Raw genomic sequence first — 10,973 nt, 5'->3', positions numbered from 1 at the left:
CCTCTAAAAGTATTTAAGCATGTTTTTTCAATATAAATTGGCAAGGTCCCTGAATTCTATTTGAAGGCAAACCAAAATAACCTTAATCCAAAGAAAAACAAGGCGATCCCAACTAATTTATTCAATTTTCCCATCAACTTTGGGGTTACAAAATTCCTGAGTTGCTTAGCAACAAAAGACTTCAGCAAATCAATAGAAAAAACGGTGGCCAATATTCCAGTATAATAAAACACGACATCCGGTTTTGAATATTGTTCATTGATACTGACCAGTCCTGCTACAGATAACCAAAAAAGCAAAACAAATGGATTTATTCCATTGATACTAAAACCCTTAAAAAAAGCACTCCTTTTTTGACCTTTCAAAACAGGCACCCCGCCTGTATTTGGGCGTTCTTTATTTTTCTTAATAAATGTAGAGATCCCAAAACCAACCAGGACAATTCCTCCTCCAATAGCCAAAATAAATTGGAAATTGGGAAATTTTGCCAGAAAACTAACTCCAAAATAGGTAATAAGCACATAAAGTAAATCGCTGATCAAAATACCCAAGGCTAAAATTGTAGCATATCGAAAACCCTTTTCCAAACTGCTCTGAATTAGGGTAAAAAAGACCGGACCTATCATTGCCGAGAGCAATAGTCCCATACTAAATCCTTCAAGAAATGCCTGATTCATAACTTAACGCCGTTGGATTTTAAAAAATCTAACCAATCATTCATTTTATCACCTTTTAGAACCCGTGGAAACTTATTTTGCCCCCCTTCTTTTCCATGAATCCTCATCCATTCATAGAACAAAGATGGCGCAATGACCCTACAACTCACCCGTTTTAATGCATGTTTTCTTTCCGTAATATAATCATCATTTAAATCCTTCAAATATTGGTCAATTTTTTCCATCAATTGATTCTGATCAACTTTATCTTCCGTGCCTACAAACCATTGGTGTCTGAACAAGGAACCGTCTGGAAGTCCCAAAACAGTAAATTCTCTGATATTCAGCTTCATTTCTTCAGATACCAATTCAATCGCACGGTTCATGTTATCCATTGACAGGTGCTCACCGCAAAGGCTTAAGAAGTGTTTGGTTCTACCTGTAATGATAATCTCATTTTCTTCGACAGATTCAAACCTGATAACATCTCCAATCTGATATCTCCAGGCCCCTGAACAGGTACTTATCAATATAGCATAATCTACCCCTTCCTCGACTTCATCAATTTTTAATATCTGGGCCTTTTCTTTGAACTCCCCGTTTTCATCAAAATTTTCATCATTAAAAGGTACAAATTCATAAAAAATCCCATTATTTAGAACCAAACGCATTGACCTGCGATCGGGTAGTGCCTGGAAAGCCAGAAATCCTTCTGAAGCAAGATAGGTCTCCATATAGATTAATGGTTGGGAGAGAAGCTTTTCAAATCCTCTTTTATAAGGTTCAAAGCTTACCCCTCCATGAACAAATATTTGAAGGTTTGGCCAAATATCATGAATACTGTTAAGCGCGTACCGTTCTATAATTTTTTCCAAAAGAATCTGAAGCCATGCCGGAACCCCGACAATAATTCCAATATCCCATTTTGGAGCCATTTCGACTATTTGCTCCAACTTATCCCCCCAGTTTTTATTTTTGGATATCTGTTTCCCGGGTTTATAAAAACGCTGAAACCAAATGGGTAACCTTCCTGCGGTAATTCCACTTAAATCTCCTGAAAAATAGGTTCCATTAAACTCCAAATCGGTACTTCCACCCAACATTAAAATCCCTTTTGTAAAAAGGGAATCAGGCAAATCATATTTGGAAAGGGATAAAATCTGCCTAACTCCAGTTTTTCTGATAGCCTTCACCATTTCTTTTGAAATGGGAATATATTTCGAGGAAGCACCGGAAGTTCCGGAAGTCAGTGCAAAATATCGGATTTCCCCTGGCCAGGTAATATTTTTTTCTCCGGCTTTCAGCCTGTACCACCATTCATTATAGATCTTTTCATAATTATAGATTGGAATCAGGCTATTGAACGCCCTATAAAAATCATTATTTGGTTTTTTAAACTCTTTTAAGATCAGGTCAAATTGGTATTTTTTCCCAAATTCAGTGTCTTTTGCAAGGATCAATAGTTTTTTGAGCTCAAGCTTTTGAAGCTCGAGCGGATTGCTGTATTCCTGTTCCAAAGATTCCCTTAATCTGATGCCTTTTTTTAGTAATGTACCTAATAACGCCATATCTTTGTTCCTGAATTGAATGCTTAGATTTCAAATTTAAACGAATGCCTGTTAAAGAAAACTTAATTAAATTAAAAAATACTTTTAAAAATCCTTCTTGTCTACTTATTGCTGTTAGCAAAACAAAGCCTGTACCCCAAATTATGGAAGCCTATGAGGCTGGAATACGAGACTTTGGAGAAAATAAGGTGCAGGAGTTGGTTGAAAAGCAAATTCAAATGCCTAAAGATATCAGATGGCATATGATTGGACATTTACAACGCAATAAAGTTAAATATATCGCATCTTTTGTCCATATGATCCATGGGGTAGATTCATTGAAATTACTTCAGGAAATCAATAAACAAGCTGAAAAACACGGAAGAATTATTCCCTGTTTACTTCAGGTCCATATCGCCAAAGAAGATACAAAATTCGGTTTTGATGAAGAAGAACTGCAAACTTTACTTTCCTCAGAAGAATTAAAGCAGCTAAAACATATACAGATTCGTGGGCTTATGGGAATGGCGACTTTCACGGAGGATGAAAAATTAATCCGGGAGGAATTTGCCTTCCTGAAAAATCTCTTTGAGCAGATGGAAAAAAGAGACTTACCTGGAAATTTCAAATTATCGGAATTATCCATGGGAATGAGCGGGGATTATCAGATAGCCCAAGAGGAAGGAAGTACAATGGTACGGATAGGCACTGCTATTTTTGGTGAAAGAAATTACAACTAACATGAAAAACCATCAATATCTACAATTGGCAGCTATTCTAGGTGCCTTGGCAGTTGGCATTGGAGCCTTCGGCGCACACGGACTCAAGCCTATACTGGAAGCAAATGCAAAAGTGGACACTTTTGAGACTGCTGTCAAATACCATTTTTATCATACCATTGCCATCCTGATCCTTGCCATCTGGTTGAATATTCAACCCGAAATGAAAAAAATCAGCAGAGTAATTTGGTCCTTTTTTGTAGGAATTCTGATTTTCTCAGGTTCCCTTTATTTCCTTTCCCTAACAGGAATTAACTGGCTTGGAGCCATTACACCTATAGGAGGACTGTTTTTTATTTATGGCTGGTTGTCTTTGATCTGGTTGTCAAAAAGAAAAATTTCATGAAAAAATCATTTATTTTTATCAGTGTATTTTTTTTAATCAATGTTCAAATTTTTGCTCAAACTGAGGAAATCAGGAACCGATATGAATTACTCGATGAAATCTTAGGGGAAAATTCATTCTTTGACAATCATTTGACAGGATTCATGTTATATGATTTAGATAGTCAGTGGGTTCAATATGAAAAAAACAGTCATATGAACTTTTTACCTGCTTCAACTACCAAACTATTGACTTTCTATGCTTCCCTTATCGTACTTGGTGATAGTACTTTATCTTTCCGTTATGTGAATAATGGGAAGGAAATAACCATTTGGGGTTCTGGAGATCCTTCCTGGAAATATCCCACCCTCCCCCAGCCAAAATTTTCAGAGTTTTTCAAGCCTTATGAAAAAATCAATTTTTCTCTTGAAAATTGGAAAGATACCCCCTTTGGATACGGGTGGCAATGGGACGATTACTATTTTTCCTATTCTGCGGAACGTTCTCCCTTACCTATATTCGGCAATGTGGTAACTTTCACCAATACGAACAAAGTACCGGTTTCCAATATTCCTGCTTTTAATTCCATGCTGTCAAAAAGTGACAGGGAAATCCGTGGAGTCCAAAGGGACTTTATATCCAACACCTTTTATTACAACCCTCCTTTATATATCAACCAATTTTCCACTCTACCTTTTATTACCAGCCCGGATCTTATGGCAAAATTATTAGGTGAAAGTTTGGGTAAACCGGTAAGCCTATCTAAGGAGAGGTTACCTGGGCATGCCAAGGTTTTCAAAGGTGGTCCTATGAAGCCATTATGGAGGGAAATGCTTCAGGAAAGCGATAATTTTATTGCAGAACAAATTTTAATGATGGTTTCAGATAAATTGTTCGGGGAATTGAACAGTGAAAGAGCGATTGATTACATCAAAAAAAACCATATGACTGATTTTCCTGACTTACCCCAATGGGTGGATGGGTCAGGCCTAAGCAGGCATAATTTGGTAACTCCCCGTACCATGATTACCCTTATGGCCAAATTGGATAAATTATTGCCAAGAAATGAGTTGATGCAGCTCTTGCCACAAGGTGGCATTAATGGTACCCTGAAAAACAATTACAAGGCCCCAAGACCTTATGTTTTTGCCAAAACAGGGACAATCAGTAACCACCATGCACTGGTCGGATTGGTAAAAGGTAACTCGGGCCGGTTATATGCCTTTGCATTTATGAACAACAATTACCTTAACAAAGCCTCTGAGATAAGAAGGGAAATGGAAAAAGTGATGGTATTTATCAAAGAAAACTATTGATTGAGGGATTTGGCGGAAAATTGGGAATGAAAAAACTTCACCTTAAAAAATTAAAAATCAAAATCCTACCTTATGGTAAAGCTTTGTTTGATCATAATTTGGGTTTGCTACCATTAAAAGAATAACCTGCTTTCAAAATTTCCTTATCAAATCCCCTCCCCAAATCAAATATTTACCCTACCTTTACAACCCATAAGAATCAAAACAAAATAATATCCTACCATTCTTATGGCTTCATCCACCAAATACATCTTTATTACCGGAGGCGTAACTTCTTCCCTCGGAAAAGGAATTATAGCAGCTTCTTTAGCAAAATTGCTTCAGGCTAGGGGTTTCAGGGTTACCATCCAAAAATTTGACCCTTATTTGAATATTGATCCCGGGACATTGAATCCATATGAACATGGAGAATGTTATGTTACAGAGGACGGGGCTGAGACTGATCTGGATCTGGGTCATTATGAACGTTTTCTGAATTCCCCTACTTCACAGGCCAATAATGTTACTACAGGGAGAATCTACAACAATGTAATTACCAAAGAGCGAAAGGGTGAGTTTTTGGGCAAAACAGTTCAGGTTATCCCACATATCACCGATGAAATCAAAAGGAATTTCTTCAAATTAGGTGAAACCGGTAAATATGACGTTATTATAACTGAAATAGGGGGATGTGTTGGGGATATTGAATCTTTGCCATTTATTGAAGCAGTAAGGCAGGTGAAATGGGATATCGGTGTGAATAATTTTTTAGTGGTTCATCTTACCTTGATACCTTATCTAGCAGCCGCTAAGGAGTTGAAAACCAAACCTACCCAACACTCTGTTAAACAATTACTTGAAGCTGGTATTCAACCGGATATTCTGGTTTGTAGAACGGAACATCCTTTGCCTCTCGAGGTCAAGAAAAAATTATCGCTATTCTGTAACGTGCAACTTAACAGTGTCATCGAAGCCATGGATGCAGAGACTATCTATGATGTTCCTTTGCTGATGAAAAAAGAAAAGCTCGATGAAAGGGTTATGTCCAAACTGAAGTTAAGTTCAAAAGCCAATGCAGACCTAGAGCAATGGAAAGATTTTCTTGGGAAACTGAAAAATCCAACTTCAGAAGTCAAAATCGGTTTGATCGGGAAGTATGTTTCCCTTCCTGATGCCTATAAATCTATTATTGAATCCTTTGTGCATGCCGGAGCGGCATGCGAATGTAAGGTAAACCTAACATTAATTTCCTCTGAAGAGTTACATCCAGACAATGTAGCCAAAAAACTGGAAGATCTGGATGGAATCGTGGTAGCCCCCGGTTTTGGAGAAAGGGGTCTTGAAGGGAAAATAGAAACAGTTAAATTTGCCCGGGAGAATAAAATGCCGTTCTTCGGCATTTGTCTGGGGATGCAGGTAGCTGTGATTGAATTTGCAAGAAATGTATTGAAGCTAAAATCAGCCAACAGTACAGAGATGGATCCCAAAACACCCCATCCAGTCATTGCCTTGATGGAGGAGCAAAAAAATCTTGAGCTCATGGGAGGAACTATGAGACTGGGTTCTTATCCTTGTGAACTCAGAAAAGGAAGTAAAGCTTCTCAGGCCTACGGAAAATACAAAATTAATGAAAGACATAGGCATCGTTATGAATTCAATAATAAATACCTGAATGCCATTGAAGAAAAGGGGATGATCCCTTCCGGTATCAACCCGGAAACAAATTTGGTGGAGATCATTGAAATCAAGGACCATCCATGGTTTATAGGTACCCAGTTCCATCCTGAATATAAAAGTACAGTTCTGAATCCCCATCCCTTATTTGTAAGATTTGTAGCGGCAACTATTGAAAATAAAAAAATAAAGTAATTTTGGGCCCTGATTAAAAAAAGATAGAAAAAGAAGTAAGTCAAATGGATTCATTTTGGACACTTTTTTTAAGCTAGGGCAAATAATGTTAATCTTATGGATAGAAACCAAGCGACAGGATTAATCCTTTTCGCAGCAGTATTACTGGTGTATTCTCTTTTCTTTGCCAGTACACCTGAACCACAACCTGCTGAACAGACAGAAGCAGCCCAAAAGGTGTTTTCTGAAGAACCCGAGGAAAAGACTTCTTCCCTGGAAATTATTGAGCAGGATAGTATTCAGGATATTATAGCCCAAAGACAATTTGGGGCTTTTGCGGCGATGACAAAAGGAATTGAGGAGAATTTGATCCTGGAAAATGATAAAATGATTATCACTTTCTCTACCAAAGGTGCTGAAATTACCAAGGTGGAATTAAAGGATTACAAAACCTGGGATCAAAGACCTCTTTTGATATTGGATGAAAAAAGTTCTGAATTAAATTATGTTATCCAAACGGATAAAGGTCCCTTAAGCCTGAATCAATTTTACTTCAGCCCCACCCTATCTACTACAGAAATTGATGGAGATAAGGCAAGTGTTTTAACATTTACCGCACAATCAGGGAATAGCAGAATCAGCAGAACCTATTCTTTAAGAGAAGGAAAATATATCCTTGATAAATACCTTGAATTTTCCGGGCTTTCCGGCAACATGACTGACTCCAATGTCCAGATTCTTTGGGAGGATAGATTGTTGAGGCAGGAAGAGGATATTGAGGAATCAAGAAGAAAAACAAACGTTAATTTCTATTTGGTTTCAGGTTCTCATGATGATTTAAGCTTAACTTCAACATCCGACAATGCTGAAATCAAAGAACCTTTGAAGTGGGTAAGTTTCAGCCAACGTTTCTTTACCGCAGCATTGATCGCGGGTAACAATTTCAGTTCAGGAGTTGTACAACAGGACACGCCAACAGACACCCTGTCCATTAAAAACATGAAAGCCAATCTGGTTCTCCCCTTGGACAATGGAAAAGCTGAACTGAGTTACTTCTTTGGGCCCAACAATTACAATATTCTCAAAAGAGTCACTGAAGGTTTTGAAAATAATGTAGACATGGGTTACTTTTTTGTAAGCTGGGTGAACAAATACATTATTGTTAACCTTTTCCAGTTTTTGGAAAAATATTTCACCAACTATGGGGTAATCATTATCCTTATTGTGTTGATCATAAAATTGGCCTTATTCCCACTTACCTATAAATCCTATATAGGTATGGCAAAAATGAGGGTAATAAAACCTGAAATCGATGAACTGAAGGAAAAATATGGAGAAGATCCAACCAAAATGCAACAGGAACAGATGAAGCTTTTTGGTCAATTGGGAGTGAGTCCCATTTCCGGATGTCTGCCCATGTTGTTACAGATGCCCTTCCTTTTCGCAATGTTCTTTTTCTTCCCGAACTCAATTGAATTGCGTCAGGAATCATTCCTTTGGGCACATGACCTTTCAACCTATGATGCTATAGTAAGGTTGCCATTTACCATTCCATTTTATGGATCCCACGTGAGTTTATTTACCTTATTGATGACTGTTTCGCAGATAGCTTACACACATTTCAACAATCAATTGACCGCGCAGACAGGACCAATGAAAAATCTTGGTTATATTATGCCGGTAGTATTTATGTTTGTGTTGAATTCTTTCCCTGCTGCATTAAGTTTTTATTATTTTGTTTCCAACATGGTAACCTTTGGACAACAGGCTTTGATCAAGTTGTTTGTGGATGACACTAAGATCAGAGAGAAAATCGAGGAGCATAAAAAGAAAAACGTCAATAAGAAAAAATCCAAATTCCAACAAAAATTGGAAGATGCTATGAAAGCTGCCGAAGCAAGCAAAAAAAATAAATAATGAAGAGGAACCTTAATTGGTTCCTTTTTTTATGGATAGAAAGTTTAAAACCAGCACTTTAAAACTATCCACAATGTGATGTGGAAAAGAATTAATTTAATGACTGGATATAAATCCTATATTTGTAAGCGAAGAGAACCAAAAAACCGAACACCTTATGACTGAAATTACTTATTTTGGACATTCTTCCTTTTTGGTGAAAATTGGGGATAAGAAAATAGTTTTTGACCCATTTATCAGTCCTAATAAAAAAGCTTCCCATATAGATGTTTCAACGATTAAAGCAGACTATGTACTTCTGAGCCATGGACATGAGGACCATATTGCAGATGCAGAAAACATCACCAAAGAATCAAATGCGATATTGGTTTCAAATTATGAAATCGCGGTTTGGTTTGCGCAAAAAGGGATTGAAAAATACCATCCCATGAATCATGGTGGGAGCAAAGTTTTTGACTTCGGAAAACTGAAATATGTATCTGCAGTACACAGTAGTACCCTTCCTGATGGCTCCTCTGGAGGAAATCCCGGAGGGTTTGTTATTAAACATGACGGGGGCTGTTTTTATTATGCTGGGGATACTGCCCTCAGCTATGATATGAAATTGATAGCCGAAGAATTTAATATTGATTTCGCTTTTTTACCTATTGGTGATAATTTTACCATGGGTATTGAAGATGCTTTAAAGGCAGCTGATTTTGTGGGCACAAAAAAAATAATTGCGATGCATTACGACACTTTCCCCTATATAGAAATTGACTTAGATGCTGCAAAAAAAGCTGCCCTGAAAGCAGGAAAAGAATTGATTTTACTTAATATTGGAGAATCTATTACCCTATAAATAAACAAATGGGAAAAGTAATTGCCATTGCCAATCAAAAAGGCGGTGTAGGAAAAACAACAACTGCCATGAACTTGGCCGCCAGTTTAGCAGTATTGGAGTATAAGACTCTTGTTATTGATGCTGATCCACAGGCCAATACTACCTCGGGATTAGGCCAAGATCCCAAGGGTATAGATACGAGTATCTATGAATGTATGGTAGATGGGATTGATATTGAGTCTATCACCATTTCCACAGAAATTGAACATTTAGACCTAATTCCTTCCCATATTGACCTTGTCGGTGCTGAGGTGGAGATGATCAATCTGGAAAACAGAGAAGAAAAAATGAAAGGTGTCATCTCAAAAATAAGAGATAAATACGATTTTGTCATTATTGATTGTTCACCATCGCTGGGTTTGATTACTATCAACGCCCTTACTGCTGCTGATTCTGTTATCATTCCTGTCCAGTGTGAATATTTTGCACTTGAAGGTTTGGGGAAATTACTCAACACCATCAAAATCATCCAAACAAGATTGAATCCTAACCTTGAAATTGAAGGTATTTTACTTACCATGTATGATGTTAGGTTAAGGCTAAGTAACCAGGTTGTCGATGAGGTTAAAATGCATTTCAAAAATTTGGTATTTGAAACAATTATACCAAGAAACGTTAGATTGAGTGAATCTCCTAGTTTTGGATTACCGGTAATTGCCTTTGATGCAGATGGCAAGGGTGCATTGGCTTACCTTAACCTGGCTAATGAAATTGCATCCAAAAACGGGATGGAAAAAGTAAAAAAATAAATAAAAATTATGGCAAACAATAAACCTACACCGAAGAAAAGTGTACTTGGAAGAGGATTGGGGGCTTTGTTGGAGGATTCTCCGCAAAAAAATAAAAGTCAGGGGTTAGTTCCTGTACAGCCGGTGGTAGGAATTAATGAAATTGCATTATCTGAGATCCAAGTAAATCCTTTTCAGCCCAGAACTCATTTTGATAAAGAGTCACTTCAGGAATTATCAGAATCCATTAAGGTTCAGGGAATCATTCAACCCATTACAGTCAGAAAACTAACAGAAGGGGAATATCAGCTAATTTCAGGAGAAAGAAGGTTTCAGGCCTCCAAAATGGCTGGTCTGGAGACTATCCCCGCCTATGTAAGGACTGCCAATGACCAGCAGATGCTGGAAATGGCTTTGATTGAAAATATTCAAAGGGAAAATCTCAACTCCCTGGAAATAGCGCATTCCTACCAAAGACTTCTCACTGAATGTAACTTAAAGCAGGAACAATTAGGTGATAGGGTAGGAAAAAACAGGACTACGGTCAATAATTATCTTCGTTTGCTTAAGCTTCCGCCGGATATTCAGGCAGGTTTAAGGGATAACCTCATTTCCATGGGTCATGCCAGGGCCATTATTAATGTGGAAGACGTAGATAAACAGCTCGCAATTTATAAAAGGACCATTGCCGAGGAATTAAGCGTAAGGAAAGTAGAAGCCTTGGTAAAAGCCATCAATAGTGGGCCCGATGAAAAGATCATAGAAAAAACCCAGATCATGGACCCTGTGAAAAAATATGAGATCGGTAAAATCCAACAAAGGCTTGCTTCTCATTTTGGAACTAAGGTACAACTCAAGACAGACGGAAAAAATAAAGGAGAAATCAAGATTCCTTTTGGGTCTGCTGAGGACCTGAACAGAATTCTGGAAATACTGGATATCATTTAATCCTTGAACACGGCAGTTTTTATTTTGAAGATAAAAAAAATCAAAAA

10 protein-coding genes are annotated in these 10,973 nt (G+C 37.6%); 8 read left to right on the top strand and 2 right to left on the bottom strand.

Annotation, left to right across the window (positions count from 1 at the left end):
- Positions 1-56 precede the first annotated feature (56 nt).
- Entirely contained in the window at positions 57-677 is a 621-nt protein-coding gene (locus ACFSKV_RS15310; RefSeq protein ID WP_380804616.1) for a LysE family translocator, read from the bottom strand.
- On the bottom strand, positions 674-2,224 hold the full coding sequence (locus ACFSKV_RS15305) for a GH3 family acyl-acid amido synthetase (protein ID WP_380804614.1): 1,551 nt from the start codon (positions 2,222-2,224) through the stop codon (positions 674-676). The genes ACFSKV_RS15310 and ACFSKV_RS15305 overlap by 4 nt, the downstream gene beginning before the upstream one ends.
- Before the next feature lie 44 nt (positions 2,225-2,268).
- Between ACFSKV_RS15305 and ACFSKV_RS15300 the strand changes: the two genes are divergently transcribed.
- The 8 genes from ACFSKV_RS15300 to ACFSKV_RS15265 all read left to right on the top strand — a co-directional run bounded on the left by ACFSKV_RS15300 (position 2,269) and on the right by ACFSKV_RS15265 (position 10,926).
- The gene (locus tag ACFSKV_RS15300) at positions 2,269-2,943 is read left to right on the top strand and encodes a YggS family pyridoxal phosphate-dependent enzyme (protein WP_380804611.1); all 675 of its coding nucleotides are present in this window, start codon (positions 2,269-2,271) and stop codon (positions 2,941-2,943) included.
- Position 2,944: 1 nt separating this feature from the next.
- On the top strand, positions 2,945-3,328 hold the full coding sequence (locus tag ACFSKV_RS15295) for a DUF423 domain-containing protein (RefSeq protein WP_380804609.1): 384 nt from the start codon (positions 2,945-2,947) through the stop codon (positions 3,326-3,328).
- On the top strand, positions 3,325-4,623 hold the full coding sequence (locus ACFSKV_RS15290) for a D-alanyl-D-alanine carboxypeptidase (protein ID WP_380804607.1): 1,299 nt from the start codon (positions 3,325-3,327) through the stop codon (positions 4,621-4,623). The genes ACFSKV_RS15295 and ACFSKV_RS15290 overlap by 4 nt, the downstream gene beginning before the upstream one ends.
- Positions 4,624-4,851: 228 nt before the next feature.
- Complete coding sequence (locus ACFSKV_RS15285) at positions 4,852-6,471, top strand: CTP synthase (RefSeq protein ID WP_380804605.1); 1,620 nt, start codon at positions 4,852-4,854, stop codon at positions 6,469-6,471.
- Positions 6,472-6,567: 96 nt separating this feature from the next.
- Positions 6,568-8,367, top strand: a complete 1,800-nt coding sequence (gene yidC / locus ACFSKV_RS15280; protein WP_380804603.1) for a membrane protein insertase YidC — start codon at positions 6,568-6,570, stop codon at positions 8,365-8,367.
- Between the two features lie 157 nt (positions 8,368-8,524).
- Complete coding sequence (locus tag ACFSKV_RS15275; protein WP_380804600.1) at positions 8,525-9,208, top strand: metal-dependent hydrolase; 684 nt, start codon at positions 8,525-8,527, stop codon at positions 9,206-9,208.
- Positions 9,209-9,216: 8 nt separating this feature from the next.
- Positions 9,217-9,999, top strand: a complete 783-nt coding sequence (locus ACFSKV_RS15270; protein ID WP_380804598.1) for a ParA family protein — start codon at positions 9,217-9,219, stop codon at positions 9,997-9,999.
- 9 nt (positions 10,000-10,008) lie between these two features.
- On the top strand, positions 10,009-10,926 hold the full coding sequence (locus ACFSKV_RS15265; RefSeq protein ID WP_380804595.1) for a ParB/RepB/Spo0J family partition protein: 918 nt from the start codon (positions 10,009-10,011) through the stop codon (positions 10,924-10,926).
- Positions 10,927-10,973 lie beyond the last annotated feature (47 nt).

It is taken from the genome of Shivajiella indica, from assembly GCF_042683085.1.
In the GTDB taxonomy this organism is placed as follows: domain Bacteria; phylum Bacteroidota; class Bacteroidia; order Cytophagales; family Cyclobacteriaceae; genus Shivajiella; species Shivajiella indica.
The sequence above is the reverse complement of the archived record's forward strand: the minus strand, read 5'-3'. Positions and strand labels throughout refer to the sequence as shown.

What these genes read in the sequence shown, in the direction of transcription:
- ACFSKV_RS15310 (WP_380804616.1), bottom strand. Translation starts at nt 677, where the DNA reads ATGAATCAGGCATTTCTTGAAGGATTTAGTATGGGACTATTGCTCTCG.
- ACFSKV_RS15305 (WP_380804614.1), bottom strand. Translation starts at nt 2,224, where the DNA reads ATGGCGTTATTAGGTACATTACTAAAAAAAGGCATCAGATTAAGGGAA.
- ACFSKV_RS15300 (WP_380804611.1), top strand. Translation starts at nt 2,269, where the DNA reads ATGCCTGTTAAAGAAAACTTAATTAAATTAAAAAATACTTTTAAAAAT.
- ACFSKV_RS15295 (WP_380804609.1), top strand. Translation starts at nt 2,945, where the DNA reads ATGAAAAACCATCAATATCTACAATTGGCAGCTATTCTAGGTGCCTTG.
- ACFSKV_RS15290 (WP_380804607.1), top strand. Translation starts at nt 3,325, where the DNA reads ATGAAAAAATCATTTATTTTTATCAGTGTATTTTTTTTAATCAATGTT.
- ACFSKV_RS15285 (WP_380804605.1), top strand. Translation starts at nt 4,852, where the DNA reads ATGGCTTCATCCACCAAATACATCTTTATTACCGGAGGCGTAACTTCT.
- yidC (WP_380804603.1), top strand. Translation starts at nt 6,568, where the DNA reads ATGGATAGAAACCAAGCGACAGGATTAATCCTTTTCGCAGCAGTATTA.
- ACFSKV_RS15275 (WP_380804600.1), top strand. Translation starts at nt 8,525, where the DNA reads ATGACTGAAATTACTTATTTTGGACATTCTTCCTTTTTGGTGAAAATT.
- ACFSKV_RS15270 (WP_380804598.1), top strand. Translation starts at nt 9,217, where the DNA reads ATGGGAAAAGTAATTGCCATTGCCAATCAAAAAGGCGGTGTAGGAAAA.
- ACFSKV_RS15265 (WP_380804595.1), top strand. Translation starts at nt 10,009, where the DNA reads ATGGCAAACAATAAACCTACACCGAAGAAAAGTGTACTTGGAAGAGGA.